Below are 19,313 nucleotides of genomic sequence, written 5' to 3' on the forward strand. Positions count from 1 at the left end.
ATTTTGTTTCGGCCATTTTCTTGTATTAAGAGAGGAAAGTTTATATGACAGTTGATCAATACCAAGTTGTTTTTCACGTATCTGAACCAGGTCAGTTTCAACATGCAGTTGCAAATATTAAGAATTTATATGCTTATCAGCAAGTACATTCAGAAATGGCCTTGACGGTAGTGATGTTAATAAATGGGGCTGCTATTACGGTACTGACCCAGCCAGAAACCACCACAACGATTGCAACGCTACCTCAGGTTCAATTTCATGCCTGTCGTAACTCTATGCGTGCGCACCAGATCACGGCTGCGCAACTGCCAGCTGGGGTGACTGTGGTACCAGTTGGCGTTCTAGATCTGATTGAATTGGAAGCAAAAGGCTATGCTTATATTAAACCTTAAATTTTGGAGGTATGCTTGTGATTGAATATAATTCTTTTTTAACGACTGATAAAGCGCCATTTGGGGCAACTGTACCTCATAAGACAGTCACGTTCCAAATTCATATTCAGGCTATTGAAAATATCAAACGCGTGGCCCTAGTCGTTTACCAAGATGAGCATTGGGCAGGTCCTAAAGCAGTTATACCGGCGCACCAAGTAATAGCGGATACGTATACAAGTGAATTTATACCGGAGACAGGCGGCCTGTACTTTTACTTTTTTATGATCGAATTACCAGACACAGCTATTTATTATGGCTGCCAAGATGGTGGCTATGGCGGTCTAGGCGTCACGTACCGTTCCCGAGAAGAAGTGCAAATGTATCAATTAACGGTTGTCAATACGATTGATCAAGTACCTGATTGGTATCAAGACGCCACTTTTTATCATATCTTTGTGGATCGATTTAAAAATGGCAATGTTGACCAACACGTGAATGCCCCCAAAGCCAATAGTTTTATTTATGGTCGACAGACTGATCTGCCTATGTACATTAAGAATAAAGCTGGTGAGATTGTGCGCTGGGATTTTTATGGGGGTAATTTAAAAGGTATTGAATCACAACTCACTAATTTAAAGGCGATGGGTATTACAGCACTGTATTTAAGCCCAATTTTTCAAGCTCGAAGCAATCATCGCTATGATACCGGTGATTATTTTAAAATCGATGAGGTTTTAGGAACGTTAGCTGATTTTGAGCACTTTTTAAATGCCGTCCACGCTTTGGATATGCACGTGATTTTGGACGGTGTATTCAACCATGTTGGTGCCGATAGTCGCTACTTCAATCTTTACCATACGTATGAGACGATTGGTGCGGCAAATGCTCAGTCGAGTCCTTACTATGATTGGTTTACATTCAAACATTATCCTGATGACTATGAGAGTTGGTGGGGCGTCAAAGATTTACCGGCTATCAATAAAGATTCCCAGAGTTTTCAAAGGTTTATTGCTGACGGGGATCAAAGTGTGATTGGCTATTGGACGAATAAAGGCGTTGATGGCTGGCGCTTAGATGTTGCTGATGAATTAAGTGATGACTTTATCCGAAAAATTCGGCAGCAGTTAGAACGGCATCAACCCCAGCAGCATGTATTGATCGGTGAAGTTTGGGAAGATGCCAGCAATAAAGTTAGCTACGATCATCGGCGTCATTATATCGAAGGTGGGGCGCTACAGGCTGTGATGAACTATCCCTTGCGGACTTTGTTGTTACAGCTAGTCAATCAACAGCTCTCAGCAAGCGAATTTGTAACCCGCATCATGACGCTTAAAGAGAATTATCCTCGTACCGTCTTTTTTCATAACTTTAATAATATTGGGTCGCATGATACGCAACGAGTGTTGACCGCTGTTGGTGCCAACAAGGCTAAATTACATCAAGTTTTGCAATTGTTTTATACGTTGCCTGGTGTGCCTTGTTTGTACTATGGCGATGAGGCGGGTCTGACTGGTGATGTTGATCCAGATAATCGCCGGTTTTATCCTTGGCAGCATGAAGATTTGGAAATCAAGACTTGGGTTCAAGATCTATTGCAGTTACGGCACAATGATCCTTTATTTCATAATGATGCTGATTTCTATGCTTTTTCGTGTGGTTCAGCATTCGGCTTTTTCCGGACAAGTTCAATTGATGCACAATATCGACTTTGTGTGGTTAATCCAACGCCCAATCAAGGTGTTTTAAAACCACAATTGCTAAATTCGGTCGGCTTGCCCAAAAAGTTACAGGCAATTGCTCAAGCAAAGTTAGCGGGGCTGCAGTTACAAGCCTATGATTTTCGAATCTTGGACTAGGAGTATGCTATAATGTAGTTTAATGATTTTGATTGAGAGGGTGCTATTGTGTCTTTATCACTTTATGCATGTATGTTGATTCTTAAGGAACACCATTTATTAAAAAGTAGCGCGATTCAAGGTGATTTAGATGCCAAAATGGTTGATATCACTTATGATTCACGCAAGGTCAAAAAAGATGCCCTTTTCTTTTGCAAGGGAGACAATTTTCGGCCGATTTATTTGACTATGGCAAAAGATAATGGTGCCATCACGTACGTTGCTGAACAGCCTTACCCTGAAGGCAAAGGCATGAATGCCTTTATTGTCACAAATATTCAAAAAGCGATGGCCTTGCTGTCTGCTGCTTATTTTGACTACCCCCAAGATGATCTATTTGTGATTGCCTATACGGGCACGAAGGGTAAAACAACTTCAGCTTATTTTACGAAGGGTATTTTGGATATTACAACCAATAAACAAACGGCTTTGTTTTCAACGATTGATCGGATATTAGGCCCTAAGCCTGAACAACGGTTTAAGTCTGATCTAACGACTCCTGAGTCTTTAGATCTTTTCCACGATATGCGTGCTGCTGTGGATAATGGCATGACGCATTTGATTATGGAAGTTTCTTCCCAAGCCTATTTGCGCAATCGTGTCTTTGGATTAACCTATGATGTTGGTTTCTTCTTGAATATCACGCCAGATCATATTGGCCCGAATGAACATCCAGATTTCGATAATTATCTACATTGCAAGCTGCAGTTACTGGTTAATTCACGCAAATGTGTCATCAATGCAGAAACAGATCACTTTGATGAAGTTTATGCAGCGGCTAAAACAACGACCAATCCGGATAGTATCTATTTATATGCTGGGGCAGATTTTCAAGCCCCCCAAGATATTGACATTGATTTCCGCTTTGAAAGTAAAGAAGCTGACTTAGCGACGAGTCGATTTAATTTCACACCTGTGACACCAAAAGCTCAGGCACTTGGAGTTGGTGGCGCTTACCAGCTAAGCTTGATCGGTGATTTCAATGAAAGCAACGCAACCGCGGCCATTATCGCTGCCGCTTTTGCTGGCGCTGATACTGAGGAAACCCAAAAGGGGATTGCCAATGTTCGTATTCCCGGACGGATGGAGTCATTGAAAGTGCCAGGTCATGGTCAGGTTTATGTGGATTATGCACATAACTATGCTAGTATGAAAGCTTTGCTTAGTTTTCTTAAGAAAGAATATAATGATCCTAAACTTATTGTTGTTGTCGGGAGCCCGGGTGACAAGGGTGTTTCGAGACGGCCGGGTTTTGCCAAAGTTTTGACTGAATATGCCCAGCAAGCTTTCTTAACAACAGATGATCCTGGTTTTGAAAATCCACAGGATATTGCAACGCAAATTGACCAGGCTATCGATCATAATAAGGTTAACGTAGAAATCGTTTTAGACCGCAAAGCTGCAATTAAAGCTGCAATCACAATGAGTCAACCAGGCGATATTGTTGTTTTGGCGGGTAAGGGTGCTGATCCATATCAAAAGGTTCGAGGCGTCGACACGCCTTATCCAACCGACCTGGCTGTTGCTAAGCAAGTTGTAGCTGAACTTTGATTTTTAGATAATTGGAGTGGAAATATGCAACAATTTTTTACCGTTTTAGGTGGTATGGGTACTGCTGCCACTGAGAGTTATATTCGTTTATTAAATAAGCGCACGCCTGCGCATAAAGACCAAGATTATTTAAATTATATTTTAGTGAATCATGCCACTGTGCCTGACCGAACAACTTATATTTTGGATCACAGCCAACCAAGTTTCTATCCTGATCTTTTAGAAGATATCAAACAGCAAAGCCAATTAGGGCCTGAGTTTTTTGTAATGGCTTGTAATACAGCACATTATTTTTATGACGAATTACAAGCACAAACGAAAATTCCAATTTTGCATATGCCGCGCTTAGCTGTAGCCACCATGGTTCAGCAATATCCCGAATTGCAGTCAGCAGGTTTGATTGCCACTGAAGGGACAATTGCAGATGGCATCTACCGTGATGAAATTCAAAAAGCTGGCCGTAGTGTCATACTTGGCGGTGATGCCGTGCAGGCAAAAGTCAATCATCTGATTTATGATGATATCAAAGGTCAAAATTATGTGGACGGTAAATTGTATCATGAAGTTTTAGACGATATGGTCAATAAACTTGGCTGCGGTGTCGTGATTTTGGGGTGTACAGAACTTTCTTTAGCGCAAGAATTGGCACCAGATCACGACTATCCTGTGATCGATCCGCAAAGTATTTTGGTGGACAAAAGCATTGAAATGGCGTTGCAAATGCGTCGTGAACATAGTCAAGATTAACTAGTTTACGTTTAAATTAAAAATAGTGGTTGAAAACAAAATGAACGTTTTGTTTTCAACCACTATTTTTTTTTGCGAATAATTTTTTTAAATGTGTTCCAAAAGGCAGCACCTTCACCTAACTACGAATGACTCAAATGGCAAGCCCACCATTTTTCGCAATTCTTGTTAACGCTCAAGTGCTGAGCCCCTTTTGTCTCACGCTCCACTATTTGTTTGTGAACAATTTTATTCTAACCATGTTTGTCTTAAGTGACTACTTTGCCTTAGCAAGTTGTGTATATTTCGTAATAAATTTAGTTTTATTTTGAGTATAAGCATCACGGTCAAATTCATAGTTATGCCATAGCTGCAATTTTAATCGTTCATAAGCTTTGGCAATTTCTGGGTGTGTCAACAAGTAATCTCTAAAGTAGATTTCATCGTGGTCACCTAGAATTCGTAGATGCATGTGAAATACACGGGGGGCAAAACCTTGTAAGGTATAGCCCTTGTTTAGATCGATGCGCTGATCATTAGCCGCCATACATAGATAACCATTAGCCACAAGCAACGCTTTGATTTGCTGCAATTCATCTGATCGAGGAACTTCAACTAAAATATCAATAATTGGCTTGGCCCAAATGTTCGGAATGGCTGTACTGCCAATGTGATTCAATTGGATTTGCAGGTTACTAGGTAGGATTTGTTTTAACTGTGTGGCTTCGTCTTGGTACCACTGCTGCCAAACCGATTGATGTGCGACAAGTTGAATGGGAAACAGATGCCACAATTCAGTTAAACTCATTTCTGATAATTTCTTGGTCATTAGGACATCTCCCTTATATGAACTAAGCTTGCCAACCTCGAGTCTCTAACTGCATCTCACGTTTGCGCATTTTAGAGACATACGGATTGCCAGTTACAAAAAAACGTAGCGGCTTATCTACCCATGTGCCGTTTTTACGAACGCCGATACGGGCGCTGCTTTCAATGGCCCTAGGTGTCTTGAAAGTTGTCAGGTCGATTGTTAAGGGGGCATGATCCATCTGCAAATTATTCATATCCGTACTTTGAATCCCCAAAGCTTGCATTAATTTACCGGGACCGTTCGTAATTTCATAAAAATTAGGACGCTGCCGATTCTGCTGCATGATAGCCAAACCAATTGTAGGTTCAAGTCCCCGAATTAAAATACCTTGGGGGATATCTTTGGCTTGCGCAGCGATGTCAAAGCAGTATTGGCTATGACGTTGATAAATATAAATTGTACCTGGCGGGCCGTAAAGTGGTTCGTTGGCTTTAGAACGATGGCCTTGGTAAGCATGAGCTGCCGTATCTTGCTGTCCTAGATAAGCCTCTGTTTCGACGATCAGGCCGCCAACCGTACCTTTAGGACCGTGATATAGTAAGGTTTTACCGAGTAAATCTTGAGCGATTAACTCAGTAGGTCGGTGGTCAAAAAAATCGATCAATTGTTGAACTGACATACGCAAACTCCTTTAGAAAAAATCTCATTAATACTATCATAATAGATGAGGTGATGGAAATGGTATTAAAATTAGAAAGAATTTATACGAAGCCTGCCGATTTAAATGGTTATCGTATTTTAGTAGATCGCTTGTGGCCCCGAGGTATTTCTAAGATCAATGCGCATTTAGATGAATGGTATAAAAATATTGGTCCGTCAACTGAATTGCGCAAGTGGTTCAATCATGATCCTGAGAAATTTGCTGAATTCAAAACAAAATATTTAGCAGAATTAAATCGCAATTCAGATCTGGCTGACTTTTTACAATTGGTCAAAACACATTTAGCCACTGAAAATGTGATTTTACTATATGGCGCTAAAGATGAAGCCCACAACCAAGCAGTTATTTTAGCGGAATTAATTAAAGAAAAACTTGGGTTATAAATATAATCATAAATGGTACGGACGATTATGTAAAATGGATTAGTCCACAGAAGCAAAAATCTAACATTTTTGTGGTGGAATGTGTTATAGTCTTTTTGCGTAATCGTTTTCTTTATGTGTAAAACGCTTTCGCCGAATCAAAAAATAGATTAGGAGTTTTTTATTATGGATTATGTAATTGGTGTAGATATTGGTACAACGAGTACCAAAGCTGTGATTTATGACTTGAAGGGGACAGTTAAAGGATATGCCAATGTCACTTATCCACTTTATCAAGAAACACCTGATATGGCTGAGGAAGATCCTAATGAGATTTTCGATGCTGTGATTCAAACGATTCAGCAAGTTGTGCGTAAAGCGGGTGTGAAAGCTGGAGAGTTGAAAGGTGTTAGTTTTTCAGCAGCCATGCACAGTGTGATCTTGATGGATAAGGATAATCAACCACTAACACGGGTCATTACCTGGGCTGATAACCGTGCTGAAAAATACAGTAAACAATTATTAGCCAGTGGTGTGGGTCAAGAGATTTATGCTAAGACAGGGACACCGATTCATCCGATGGCCCCGCTATCTAAATTGATTTGGTTGCGGACAGAACATAAGGATCTATTTGATAAGACCCAAAAATTTATCGGCATTAAGGATTATATTTTCTACCGGCTCTTTGGCGAATATGTGATGGATTATTCTTTAGCTTCGGCAACCGGTTTATTTAATATTTTCAAGATGGATTGGGACGAACAGGCGCTAGCTACAGCTGGCGTGACAAAAGCTCAATTACCACGTTTGGTTTCAACAACGGCACAAATGCGTGGTTTAAATAAGAGTTATGCCGAATATATGGGTATTGAAGCTGATGTGCCCTTTATTTTAGGTGCCAGCGATGGGACGTTATCTAATTTAGGCGTCAATGCCATTGATCCTGGTGTATTAGCGGTGACCATCGGTACAAGTGGTGCTGTCCGGACCGTCGTCGATAAGCCAATGGTTGATGATCAGGGGCGCTTATTCTGTTATGCGTTAACTGAAGATAAATGGGTTTTAGGTGGTCCGGTAAATAATGGCGGTATCGTTTTCCGATGGGTTCGTGATCAATTATTTGGCCCTGAAAAAATCACTGCTGAACAGATGCAAGTTGATGCTTACGACATTTTAACGGATATTGCCGCTAAAATTCCTGCCGGATCCGATGGGTTACTTTTCTTGCCTTATCTGGGTGGCGAACGGGCGCCAATTTGGGATGCAAATGCCCGAGGCACGTTCTTCGGGTTAACCCGACAACATACCCGGGCCCATATGGTGCGCTCTGCTTTAGAGGGTATCGTCTATAATTTGTATATGGTTATGCTGATGATCGAACGAATTGCTGGTGCACCAACTAAAATTCAAGCAACTGGCGGATTCTCTCGTTCGGCATTATGGCGGCAAATGTTGGCTGATGTTTTTGAACAAGAAGTCAATATTCCGGAAAGTTTTGAGAGCTCTTGCTTAGGTGCGGCGGTAATGGCCATGTATAGTTTGGGTATTGTTGATGATCTTTCAGTTGTCAAAGATATGGTTGGTGTGACCAAGTCACATCAGCCTAATGAGGATAATTTCAAAAATTACCGTGAATTGATTCCAATTTGGATTCGTGTTGGGCAAGATTTAAAAGACAATTATGAAGCCATTGCTGGTTATCAGCGGACGCATGTGGATAAAAATAGTATCCATGGCAAGAGTCAAGATTGACGTTAATATAAGGAGGAAGGGCATATGAACCCCTTTGTTGTACTCATTGTTGGGATCCTGATCCTACTATTACTCATTGTTAAATTTAAAATGAACACCTTTGTATCTTTAGTAATCGTTGCTTTCTTAATTGGTATTGGCTTAGGGATGCCGTTGGATAAAATTGCGACTAGTGTTCAAAACGGGATCGGGGCACAATTAGGAGAGTTATCAATTGTCTTTGGTTTCGGCGCCATGCTGGGGCGCTTAGTTGCCAATGAAGGTGGTGCTTATCGGATTGCTCATACTTTGATTGAGAAATTTGGTAAGAAACGATTGCAAGTTGCCATCGTACTGGCTTCATTTATCATCGGGATCGCATTATTCTTTGAAGTTGGTTTGGTTCTATTGATTCCAATCGTCTTTGCGATTGCCTCTGAAGCTGGCGTGTCAGTTTTATATTTAGGGATTCCGATGGCTGCTGCCTTGTCAGTGACCCACGGATTCTTACCACCACATCCTGCGCCCACAGCTATTTCTGCAAGTTTGAATGCGAATACAGGTAAAGTGCTATTATTTGGGATTATTATCGCCATTCCGACGGTTTATATCGCTGGACCCCTGTATACTAAGCTTGCGCGTAAAATTGTGCCAGATGGGTTTGAGCGCCGAGGTAATTTAACGGCTTTAGGACCTCAAAAAGATTTCAAACTTGATGAAACGCCGAGCTTTGGCTTGTCTGTCTTAACGTCACTATTTCCAGTTGTCATTATGGCCTTGACAACAATTTATGAATTGACCGTTCATGGTGGGATCAAGCCGAAAAATCCAAGTTTGTTAGATGGCATTATCAGCTTTGTTGGTAGTCCAGTGGTTGCCATGACGATTTCTCTGCTCTTTGCCATGTATACCATGGGCTGGGGCCGTCATCGACCATCTAAAGAAATTATGGGTGCCTTAGAAGATGCTGTGAAATCTATCGCCATGTTGCTGTTAGTTATTGGTGGTGGCGGTGCTTTAAAACAAGTTTTAATTGATGGTGGTGTCGGCGATAGTGTTAAAACCTTGTTTACCGGGACAGCGTTATCACCACTGCTACTTGGTTGGTTGATCGCCGTGGTTTTACGGGTGGCACTAGGTTCAGCAACTGTGGCAGCATTGACGGCAGCTGGGTTAGTCCTACCATTGATGCAGCAATCAGGAGTTGATCCTGCTTTGATGGTCATTGCGATCGGGTCTGGTAGTTTAGCCCTATCTCACGTTAATGATGCTGGTTTTTGGATGTTTAGAGAATATTTTGATTTAACCATCAAACAAACCGTTTTGACTTGGACAGTGTTAGAAACATTGATTTCTATTTCTGGCTTGCTGGGTACGCTGATTTTAGATGCCATTTTCCACTAGACGGGGAAAAACAGTTCAGTAATTAATATATTGTGCTTTCTGAAAAAATATGATAGATTAAAGTTATTGTTTCAAAAAGCGCTAGATAAATGAATGCAAGGCTGAGGTGCTGTGGGTACCTCAGCCTTGTGTGCGTTTATTGGCTTTATTTGCAGAAACTTTCATATGAATCAAGCAGCAAGTAAGCTAAGACCAAAGAAATCGGGCAATCAGGACATCTACTTGCGGGTTTTCATGAATCATAAAATGACTGGCTGTGAGGAAATTTCCAGGAAATTCATGATAAATATAGCGGTCAATTTGGCCAGCAACGATCTTTCTAAGACCAGCAGCGGAGCGGGTGCTGACCTGGGCATCATTGCCACGGTGTTTGACATTGCCTACCAAATTAAAAACTTGTAGGGTTCGCGGTAAATTTTTTCGTGATTTAAGCATGGCTTGATAGCGTGGGTTATTCGGCCCTTCGTTGGCGTCAAATCCCATATAAGGCGTCGCCAGTGAGACAAATTTATGGACGGTAGGGGCATTTTTGGTGGCATGTAAAAGATAAGTCAACATAATGCCACCACCCATGGAATGGCCGACAAAATTAACTTGTCGTACGTGGTTTTTAGTATATAGGTGCTGCATGATTTTAGTTAGAGCTTTAGTACCCGCTTCGGCATCATATTTATTTTTTAGGATCACAATGATTTCTGGATTATTGCGCAATGGCCGATATTGTTGATAATGGATGGTTTGGTTGTGGTCTACAGTGATCTTCATGGCAACCGTAGCGATATGATAGAGATTGAATCGAAGGGCCATTGGACCAAGGGAAAGAATGGTACCACCCGCACCGTGAAGCAAAATGGTTGGGATGTTATTTTGGTGGACGTTGACTTGTCGTAAAGCCGTTGTTCGTAGGCCTTGAACAGCAGCCAATAAGACAATAACAATTAGACCGATCAAACCTAGACGCTGAAATAATTTTTTCATTTTTAGGCCCTCGATTTCACTGATGGTTTTTAATAAAGTTAAGCATTAACTTTATTATACTCAAATGATCGGTAACGTGGTGTCAAGCATACCTAGAGCTAGGAAACAATGAGAAATGCAGCAGAGTGACCAGTTATGTTGCTATTAGATTATTTGCGGTTGTGTAGATCATAATGATGTTTTGGATTTTGATTGAAAGAGGCACTAGAAAAATGACAGTAGAACCAATTTTGAATATTAAACAATTGACCGTTCGCTTTCCAGACAAGGTCGTTTTAGACCGTTTAGATTTTCAGCTGTATCCTGGTGAAATGATCAGCTTGATTGGGGCGAACGGGGCTGGCAAGACGACTTTGATTCGGGCAGTATTGCATCAGGTTAAACCAGTGCATGGCACTATTGAAACACACCCGTTGCATGAGACACGGCAACTAAAAATTGGCTATGTGCCGCAATTTCGTAATATCGATCATGATTTTCCCTTATCTATCGCGAGTTTTGTGGGATTAAATCGCTTGGGGCATCACTGGCCTTTTTATACAAAGCAGGAACATCAGAATTTAAAGCATGCACTGGCCTGTACCTATCTGACGGATTTAGCGCAAACAAGATTAGGTAGTGCTTCTGGTGGTGAGAAACAACGTGCTTATCTTGCTCAAGCTTTGGTAGATGATCCAGATTTATTGATTTTGGATGAATCAACCGCTTCGTTAGATGTACAGGCTAAAAATGAATTAATGGCGCTTGTACAGGAATTGAATCATAATGAACAATTGACTGTTGTTTTTATTACCCATGATTTAGAGCTGGCAGCGCGTTATACTACTAAATATTATTTGTTAGAAGACGGAAAATTGAGTTCGGGGGCAAGTGCTGACCTGAACCAAAGTCTCATTCGTGAAAAAGTCAGGGGAGCTATCTAATGTTTGCTTTAGTCTTTATGAGAAATGCTTATTTAGCCAGTACCTTTATTGCTTTAACTTGTGGTGTGATCGGTGTCTTTGTAGTGGCTCGTAATCTATCATTTTTATCCCATACCTTATCTGAAATTGGTTTTGCCGGGGCCGCCTTTGGTGTTTTTTCCGGTTTATCGGCTTTGAATGGGATGTTGATTTTTACCAGTTTAAGTTCTTTGATCGTTGGCGCGCTGGGTGTCGAGAAATCGCGTCGAGAAGCAACGATCAGTGCTGTCTCTAGTTTATTTATCGGCCTAGGTATTTTATTTTTATCGTTATCTAGCAAGAATGCCAGCTATGCAACGAATATTTTATTTGGAAGCATTGTGGGTATCAGTTTCGATGAAGTGAAGCAATTGATCATTTTATCTGCCTTGGTGATGTTGTTTGTTTTGATGATGTGGCGCTCATTAGTCTTTGATTCATTTGATAGCGTGGGGGCTGCTTCACAAAATATTCATCGCGATCTAATTTCAATTATTTTCTTAATTTTATTAGCATTTGCCGTTAGTATCGGGGCACAGATTGTTGGCTCACTGTTAGTCTTTATTTTATTAACCTTACCTGCTGCTAGTGCTCAATACCTCGGCCGTACTGTACCACAGTTATTGATGATAGCCATTGGTATTTCGTTAATTGGCGTTTGGCTGGGTTTATATCTCGGCTATGTGACTAACTGGCCTGTGACGTTTTTTATTGCTAGTATCGAAGTGCTTATCTATTTGTTAGCCATTTTATACAGTCGCTTAGTTCAAAGAAGTTGAAAATAAGCACACTGGACAGTTTCTTTAAAGCCCGTTGAATATAGTCAAATCGCCATTAAAAAGGCAGCTGAAAACAAAATATAGTGCCGCTTAGAATTAGGCGTTTTAGCTTAATTTCTAAGGGCACTATAACGGTAATATTTGTTTTCAACTGCTTTTTAGTTATATTCTCCAATAAAGAAACAATTAATGGGTATAAACTTTAATTAAAGTCTTGGTATTCGGCTACCTCGTGGGGGAGGCAAAGAATGTGGCGCTGGTCTTGGTTAACTAAGACCAGGTTTTCGGGTAGTTGTAGTTGATCGTTGATCAGTTTGATTTGCCATTTAAAGTGAACTTTAGGTGTTTGTTGATCTAGTTGAATGGTACATAAGTCGTGTTTTTGACAAATTGAAAAATACTGTATATCTGCCGGACGGACATTTTCAAGCTGCAAACTCTCGATATAGGTCCAGAGTAATTGAATAAAAAAGTGTGGTGTCGCGTACGCAACTGCATGACTTACGATATTTTCTGGTTCAGACATTTTTCTTCGATGATAAAGATGCATATTTGACCTCGCTTTAATAAATCAAAAGAGAACGAAATAAATGATTAATTAAAGCATACTAAGCAAATGACTAGAAAACAAGGTTATGCCTATGACTGTAATGGAATTGATAGTCAGATTGCGATAATGTTTTATTTTTAACAAGAAAATAACAAACTTATTATCTCTGTAATAAATGTTCCAATTCGTTTAAGCGTTGTTCAAAAGTTTGAAAGGCACCAATCAAGTAATCAGGTTTTGTCATATCGATCCCTGCAGCTTTCATGGTATCGATAGCGTAATGGGAACTGCCAGATTTGAGATAATCGATGTATTTCTCACGCGCCTGCGGTTTTTCCTGCATGATCTGATCACTCAAAAAGGCAGCAGCAGCGAACCCAGTCGCGTACTGATAAACATAATAGTTCATATAGAAGTGCGGAATACGGGACCATTCTAAGGCAATTTGTGGATCTGAGATGATACTTGGACCATAGTAACGTGCATTAAGTTTACCATAGTAGTCAGACATCATATCGGCGGTTAGCGGCTCACCATTACCGTCTGCTTGGTGAATAAAATGTTCGAATTCAGCAAATTGTGTTTGCCGGAAAATGGTGCCCTTAAAACCATCAAGGTAGTAGTTCAAAATATAAGCACGTACTGTTGGATCAGATTGGGTCTGCAGTAAATACTCGGTTAAGATATTTTCATTCGTTGTGGATGCAATTTCAGCTACGAAAATGGGATAGTCACCATAAACATAGGGTTGATTGTGACGGGTATACCAGCTGTGAACGCTATGGCCAGTTTCGTGGACAAGCGTATATAAATTATTCAAGTTATTTTGCCAATTTAACAGTTCATAAGGCGGCGTATCATAGGCACCACCTGAATAAGCACCAGAACGTTTACCTTGGTTCTCCACAACGTCGATATAACGGTTTTCAAAAATTTCCGAGACGTGACTGAGATAATCTGGACCCATGACAGCCAATGCCTTTTTAGCAGTAGCTTTGGCTTCCTCAAAGGTGTAGCTGAGCGGTGCTTCACCCGTTAATGGTGTATAGAGGTCGTACATGTGTAATTCATCGAGACCTAAAATCTTTTTGCGAAGGGCAACATAACGATGTAATAACGGCAAGTGTGCATTTACTTGCTCGATCAAAGTGTCATAAACTGATTCAGGAATATGATTGCTAGCCATTGCCCGTGCACGAGCGTTTTGATAATGATGCGCCTTAGCGATATAATTATGTGTCTTTACTTCACCAGAAAGTGTGCTTGCGAGCGTATTTTTAAATTGATCATAAGTATGATACAAACCTTCAAAGGCGGCTTTGCGAACGCTACGATCTGTCGATTCAATGAGCCGAGAATAGACCCCATTGGATAATTGGACGGGGTCGCCCTGTTCGTCTTTAACGACAGGAAATTTTAAATCCGAATTATTTAAAACGCCGAACGTATTGCTGGCGGTATTAAAGGCATCACCGGCTGCAGCAATGAGTGCTTCTGCTTGCGGCTCAAGGACATGGGCGCGATTGACGGTGATACTATCAATAAAGTGTTGATAGACTTTTAAATCTGGTTCATCATTTAAATATTTGGCTAATGTTTGTGGGTCAATAGCTAGAATTTCTGGATCTAAAAAGGAGACGTTGGCACTAACTTGCGCCGCCAAACTATCAACTTTTGCTTGGTAACCTTGGTATTTAGGGTCATCTGTATCTTGATCATTTTTCATACTTGCATAGACATAAACTTTCTCTAAAGCTCTAAACAAATCTAAGATCTGAGTTAGACTGTTTTTTAACGCACGCGCTGATTGACCTAAAGTGCCCTGAACTTTTTGAATGGCCTGATTCTGGCGAGCAACATCTGCAAACGCTGTTTCGAAGGCAGCATCGGATGCAAATACCTTAGTCAGATCCCAAGTCAATGCTTCAGGGACTTCATTTCGTCGTGGTAATTGTTTTACAGTTGTCATGATTGACCTCCTAATTAAATTTTAGACTTATCATACCATATTTGTTATGCTTTTCTTTGTAAGCGAGTTCGCAGTTGACACAAAAAATGTGAACGAAATGTAATTTTATTCGTAAATTTTTATGTTAAAGGCTTTTTTTGTTTGTTTATAAAATAATTTATCGTTATAATACCTAAAGAATTTGAGAGATAGGAGCTACTTTTATATGCCGAATAATTCTCGTCGCGAGGAATTTTCCACGCACCGGAAACGTAAGAATCATCCCTTTTTTAAGGTTTTTTTGCTGATTGTGTTAACGATTGGTTTTGCAGGTGGGGCTTATGCTTTTAGGTTGTATTCGCAAGCCAAAACAGCAGTTAATGCCACTTATCATCCGGTTGATGACAAGAAAGTATCCACAAATATTAAAAACGGCAAGCCATTATCCATTCTTTTACTAGGGGTAGATACCGGCGCAGAAGGCCGAATCGACAAGGGCAATTCTGATACCATGATTTTGACGACGATCAATAGTCAGAAAAAGAAAGTCAATATGGTCAGTATTCCCCGAGATACTATGGCACAAATGCAATATAGCAATTCTGATAAGTTTAATGTCCAAAAGGTAAATGCGGCTTATAATATTGGCGGCTCCAGCATGGCCATTAGCACGGTTGAGAAATTAGTAAATACACCCATAGATTATTATGTCACGATCAATATGGGCGCATTATCTAAAATCGTAGATGCTGTCGGTGGTGTCGACGTAGATGTGCCATTTGACTTTGATTATGATTGGCAGAATTTCCGGAAGGGCCATATGCACCTTAATGGGAAACAAGCCTTAGCCTATTCACGCATGCGTTATGATGATCCTGAAAATGATTATGGCCGTCAAAAACGGCAGCAACAAGTGATCAAAGGCATCGTCAATTCGGCAATGTCATTGAAAACACTTGGTAATTTTGAAAAAATCATGAATACACTATCTGATAGTATTGCCACCAATATGACGTTTGATGAGATGATGAGCGTTTATCAAAATTACGGCGATGCCGCAAAATCAATGAAGAGTGATCACATTCAAGGTGAAAATGCTTGGATCAATGGCGCCTCTTATCAAGTAGCCTCTACTAAGGAGCTTCAGCGTGTTTCAAACAAGTTACGTCAATCATTAGACCTCTCTCAAGAAACCCTCGACAATGAAGAAACCAAGCAAAATGCCAGAAATAAAACCTTTTTCAGTAATCCCAACGTTCAAGAATACACAGTCTACACACCAGCGAACGCAGATGTCTCTGATAATGCGGGTAATGTAGCTACAGATGATACTGGCACAGGTACAAATGACTATAACAGCGGTTATTAAAAATAAGTGATTTGTGAGTGAGACCACATATTTATTTAAATATGAACGTGATTGGCTTGTAAGTTTAGGCTGGTCACGTTTTTTATATGCTCAAGAAAAGTTATTGCCAAGTGATTTAGTGAATTTTTAAACACTATATATTGTGTTTAAAAGTCGGCATTTAATAAATTGGACACAATATATGGTTGAATTACTGGCCTCGGTTGTTTATGATTGAAACATACGTAATCGGAGGTTGAGCACATGTTAGAAACAAAAAAAGATACTGTTAATGAATTAACAAAGTTAAATGTATTGAAACGTGACGGGCGAATCACCGATTTTGATCGTGATAAAATTGTTCAAGCAATTACCAAATCTGCTAGAGCAGTTAATGATGAACTAAGTCCCATCGATTTTACGGTGATCGATGAAATTACTGATGCGATCGTTGGTGAAATTCAAACCCGCTTTGTAAAAGATGTGAAAATCTATGAAATTCAAAATGTTGTGGAACACAAATTGTTAGAGAATCACAAATATGACTGGGCAAAAAGTTATATTAATTATCGGACACAAAAAGATTTTGAGCGTAATCAAGCAACGGATATTAATTTTACCATTCAAAAATTGCTCCATAAAGATGCGACAGTAGTCAATGAGAATGCTAATAAGGATAGTGAAGTTTTTAATACACAGCGGGATTTAACAGCTGGAACAGTTGCCAAAGCAATTGGTTTGAAAATGTTACCACCTAAAGTTGCCAATGCCCATTTGAAGGGGGACATTCATTGGCATGATCTGGACTACCAACCATATAGTCCAATGACAAATTGTTGTTTGATTGATTTCAAAGAAATGTTGAATCATGGGTTTAAGATCGGTAATGCTGAGGTAGAACCGCCACATTCTATTCAAACTGCTACGGCACAGATGTCACAAATCATTGCAAATGTGGCTTCCAGTCAATACGGCGGCTGTTCGGCAGACCGAGTAGATGAATTGTTAGCACCCTTTGCGCAAAAGAATTATGACAAACATCTAAAGGATGCCCAAGATTGGATCGATGATCCTAAGAAACAACGTGAATTTGCGAAAAGTAAGACGAAAAAAGATATTTATGATGCCATGCAAGCTTTGGAATATGAGATCAACACGCTGTATTCCTCACAAGGACAAACGCCTTTTACAACGTTAGGATTCGGATTGGGTACGAATTGGATGGAGCGGGAAATTCAAAAATCGATTTTAAAAATTCGAATCGCTGGGTTAGGTAAAGAACATCGAACTGCTATTTTTCCAAAATTAGTCTTTACTTTAAAACGTGGTTTGAATTTGAATCTGACTGATCCTAATTATGATATTAAGGAATTGGCCGTAGAATGTGCGACTAAGCGGATGTATCCTGATGTTTTAATGTATGACAAAATCGTGGCGCTAACAGGTTCATTTAAAGCACCGATGGGGTGCCGCAGCTTCTTACAAGGTTGGAAGGATGCTCAGGGGCATGAAGTTAATGCTGGTCGGATGAATCTTGGTGTGGTGACGCTGAACCTACCTCGGGTCGCCATGGAGTCTAAAGGTGATCAGGATCGCTTTTGGGAAATCCTTGAAGCGCGGTTAGCAATATGCAAAGAAGCACTTGTCTTTAAAGTAAATCGTGCCAAACAAGCCAAACCGGAAAACGCTCCAATTTTATATCAGTACGGTGCTTTTGGCCGTCGACTAAAACGCGGTGAGTCGGTAGATGAATTGTTCAAAAATCGCCGAGCTACCGTTTCACTGGGGTATATTGGCCTATATGAAGTCGGTACAGTATTCTTTGGCCCTAAGTGGGAAAAGAACCCAAAGGCCAAAGCTTTTACCGTCCAAGTCGTCAAGGATCTTTATGAACACTGTAAAGACTGGGAAAAAGAATATGGGTATCATTTTAGTGTTTACGCAACACCATCTGAAAGTTTGACAGATACATTCTGCCGGTTAGATACTAAAAAATTTGGTAAGGTTAAGAATATTACGGATAAAGAATATTATACGAATAGTTTTCATTATGATGTTCGAAAGGCACCCACACCATTTGAAAAAATCGATTTTGAAAAAGATTATCCGAAATATAGTGCAGGTGGTTTTATCCATTATTGTGAATATCCAAATTTGAAGCAGAATCCTAAAGCCCTTGAAGCTGTCTGGGATTACGCTTATGATCGAATCGGCTATTTGGGTACGAATACACCGATTGATCAATGCTTCAAATGCGGTTACAAAGGTGAATTCAAACCAACTGAAAAAGGATTTGAATGCCCTGAGTGTGGGAACTATGACCCAGCAACTTGTGATGTTGTGAAACGGACTTGTGGTTATCTGGGCAACCCTAATCAGCGGCCGATGGTTCATGGCCGTCATGTAGAAATTGCCAGTCGAGTCAAACATATGACGCTAGGCAATGACCAAAATACGATTGCAAGACAATAAGGATGACACTGATGATTTCACAAACAAATAAAACAAAATTACCTAACGATCCTAAACCCAAGGAGTGGCTCGCGGCAGATCTGAGTCAAAATTATATTGCCAGCTATAAGCCCTTTAACTTTGTGGACGGAGAGGGCGTTCGCTGCAGTCTATATGTCAGCGGCTGTCGCTTTAACTGTCCAGGTTGTTATAATAAGGTTGCACAGAATTTTCATTATGGGCAACCTTATACTCAAGCGTTAGAAGATCAAATCATCACTGATTTGAGTCAAAGTTATGTGCAAGGCTTAACCTTATTAGGTGGCGAGCCGTTTTTGAATACGGATGTTTGTATTCAATTGTGCCACCGTGTGCGCGCCGAATTTGGGCATACTAAAGATATCTGGTCTTGGTCTGGGTATACCTATGATGAATTGTTAAAAGATAGTGCTGATAAATTAGCCCTATTGCAGTTGATCGATATTTTGGTTGATGGCCGGTTTTTGTTAGCCCAAAAGGACTTGACTTTACAATTTCGTGGCAGTGCCAATCAGCGGATTATTGATGTCCCTAGGTCATTAGCAAGCCAGCAAGTGGTTCTATGGGATAAGTTGATCAAATGAATTAAGCTTGCTTGCTGAAAGCTATTGTCCTTTGAAACATGTTTAATATAAAATTATTTCTAAAAAAAACGGAGAGTGAAAACAAGACGTTAGTTTTGTCTTCACTCTCTGTTTTTTTTT

General features: G+C 40.3%; 17 protein-coding genes. 12 read left to right on the top strand and 5 right to left on the bottom strand.

Translation table 11 applies throughout. The annotated features are described in order from the left end of the window. Window positions 1-44: 44 nt before the first annotated feature. Genes ACNAN0_RS03235 through ACNAN0_RS03250 form a run of 4 tightly spaced genes read left to right on the top strand, consistent with a single transcriptional unit; the run spans window position 45 to window position 4,567 of the window. Window positions 45-392: a DsrE family protein gene (locus ACNAN0_RS03235; protein ID WP_416353852.1), complete on the top strand. Its 348-nt coding sequence runs from the start codon at window positions 45-47 to the stop codon at window positions 390-392. A gap of 17 nt (window positions 393-409) precedes the next feature. After that, window positions 410-2,230 (top strand): glycoside hydrolase family 13 protein, encoded by a 1,821-nt coding sequence (locus ACNAN0_RS03240; protein ID WP_416353853.1) that lies wholly within the window; start codon window positions 410-412, stop codon window positions 2,228-2,230. 48 nt (window positions 2,231-2,278) lie between these two features. Continuing rightward, window positions 2,279-3,820 (top strand): UDP-N-acetylmuramoyl-L-alanyl-D-glutamate--2,6-diaminopimelate ligase, encoded by a 1,542-nt coding sequence (locus tag ACNAN0_RS03245; protein WP_416353854.1) that lies wholly within the window; start codon window positions 2,279-2,281, stop codon window positions 3,818-3,820. Between the two features lie 24 nt (window positions 3,821-3,844). After that, window positions 3,845-4,567 (top strand): aspartate/glutamate racemase family protein, encoded by a 723-nt coding sequence (locus ACNAN0_RS03250; RefSeq protein WP_416353855.1) that lies wholly within the window; start codon window positions 3,845-3,847, stop codon window positions 4,565-4,567. 256 nt (window positions 4,568-4,823) lie between these two features. Here the strand turns inward: ACNAN0_RS03250 and ACNAN0_RS03255 are convergent, their stop codons facing one another. Together ACNAN0_RS03255 and ACNAN0_RS03260 are read right to left on the bottom strand one after the other, a co-directional pair. Next, window positions 4,824-5,375, bottom strand: coding sequence for a GrpB family protein (locus ACNAN0_RS03255; RefSeq protein WP_416353856.1), 552 nt, complete (start codon window positions 5,373-5,375; stop codon window positions 4,824-4,826). Window positions 5,376-5,397: 22 nt separating this feature from the next. Then, on the bottom strand, window positions 5,398-6,036 hold the full coding sequence (locus ACNAN0_RS03260; protein WP_416353857.1) for a DNA-3-methyladenine glycosylase: 639 nt from the start codon (window positions 6,034-6,036) through the stop codon (window positions 5,398-5,400). A 59-nt stretch (window positions 6,037-6,095) separates the two neighbouring features. Between ACNAN0_RS03260 and ACNAN0_RS03265 the strand changes: the two genes are divergently transcribed. The 3 genes from ACNAN0_RS03265 to ACNAN0_RS03275 all read left to right on the top strand — a co-directional run bounded on the left by ACNAN0_RS03265 (window position 6,096) and on the right by ACNAN0_RS03275 (window position 9,575). Continuing rightward, window positions 6,096-6,461 (top strand): DUF488 domain-containing protein, encoded by a 366-nt coding sequence (locus tag ACNAN0_RS03265; RefSeq protein ID WP_416353858.1) that lies wholly within the window; start codon window positions 6,096-6,098, stop codon window positions 6,459-6,461. A 165-nt stretch (window positions 6,462-6,626) separates the two neighbouring features. Further along, window positions 6,627-8,192, top strand: coding sequence for a gluconokinase (gene gntK, locus ACNAN0_RS03270; RefSeq protein ID WP_230912709.1), 1,566 nt, complete (start codon window positions 6,627-6,629; stop codon window positions 8,190-8,192). Window positions 8,193-8,216: 24 nt separating this feature from the next. Continuing rightward, window positions 8,217-9,575, top strand: a complete 1,359-nt coding sequence (locus ACNAN0_RS03275) for a gluconate:H+ symporter (protein WP_230912708.1) — start codon at window positions 8,217-8,219, stop codon at window positions 9,573-9,575. 186 nt (window positions 9,576-9,761) lie between these two features. Here the strand turns inward: ACNAN0_RS03275 and ACNAN0_RS03280 are convergent, their stop codons facing one another. Continuing rightward, entirely contained in the window at window positions 9,762-10,553 is a 792-nt protein-coding gene (locus tag ACNAN0_RS03280; protein WP_416353859.1) for an alpha/beta fold hydrolase, read from the bottom strand. A 212-nt stretch (window positions 10,554-10,765) separates the two neighbouring features. Here ACNAN0_RS03280 and ACNAN0_RS03285 point away from each other — a divergent pair, with 212 nt between their 5' ends. Further along, entirely contained in the window at window positions 10,766-11,476 is a 711-nt protein-coding gene (locus ACNAN0_RS03285) for a metal ABC transporter ATP-binding protein (RefSeq protein WP_416353860.1), read from the top strand. Then, the gene (locus ACNAN0_RS03290; RefSeq protein WP_230912705.1) at window positions 11,476-12,273 is read left to right on the top strand and encodes a metal ABC transporter permease; all 798 of its coding nucleotides are present in this window, start codon (window positions 11,476-11,478) and stop codon (window positions 12,271-12,273) included. The genes ACNAN0_RS03285 and ACNAN0_RS03290 overlap by 1 nt, the downstream gene beginning before the upstream one ends. 202 nt (window positions 12,274-12,475) lie before the next feature. On the opposite strand, the gene ACNAN0_RS03295 is transcribed toward ACNAN0_RS03290, so the two are convergent. Together ACNAN0_RS03295 and pepF are read right to left on the bottom strand one after the other, a co-directional pair. After that, entirely contained in the window at window positions 12,476-12,799 is a 324-nt protein-coding gene (locus ACNAN0_RS03295; protein ID WP_230912704.1) for a DUF960 family protein, read from the bottom strand. A gap of 184 nt (window positions 12,800-12,983) precedes the next feature. Beyond that, window positions 12,984-14,792 carry an oligoendopeptidase F gene (gene pepF, locus ACNAN0_RS03300; protein WP_416353861.1) on the bottom strand — a complete coding sequence of 603 codons (1,809 nt, stop codon included), beginning with the start codon at window positions 14,790-14,792 and terminating at the stop codon, window positions 12,984-12,986. A gap of 205 nt (window positions 14,793-14,997) precedes the next feature. On the opposite strand from pepF, the gene ACNAN0_RS03305 reads away from it, so the two are divergent. The 3 genes from ACNAN0_RS03305 (at window position 14,998) to nrdG (ending at window position 19,193) form a co-directional block, all read left to right on the top strand. Next, on the top strand, window positions 14,998-16,140 hold the full coding sequence (locus tag ACNAN0_RS03305; RefSeq protein WP_416353862.1) for an LCP family protein: 1,143 nt from the start codon (window positions 14,998-15,000) through the stop codon (window positions 16,138-16,140). A 243-nt stretch (window positions 16,141-16,383) separates the two neighbouring features. Further along, a complete protein-coding gene (nrdD, locus tag ACNAN0_RS03310; protein WP_230912701.1) occupies window positions 16,384-18,591 on the top strand; it encodes an anaerobic ribonucleoside-triphosphate reductase in 2,208 nt (735 codons plus the stop codon). 11 nt (window positions 18,592-18,602) lie between these two features. Then, entirely contained in the window at window positions 18,603-19,193 is a 591-nt protein-coding gene (gene nrdG / locus ACNAN0_RS03315) for an anaerobic ribonucleoside-triphosphate reductase activating protein (protein ID WP_230912784.1), read from the top strand. Window positions 19,194-19,313 lie beyond the last annotated feature (120 nt).

The organism is Agrilactobacillus fermenti (assembly GCF_047943045.1).
Classification (GTDB): domain Bacteria; phylum Bacillota; class Bacilli; order Lactobacillales; family Lactobacillaceae; genus Agrilactobacillus; species Agrilactobacillus fermenti.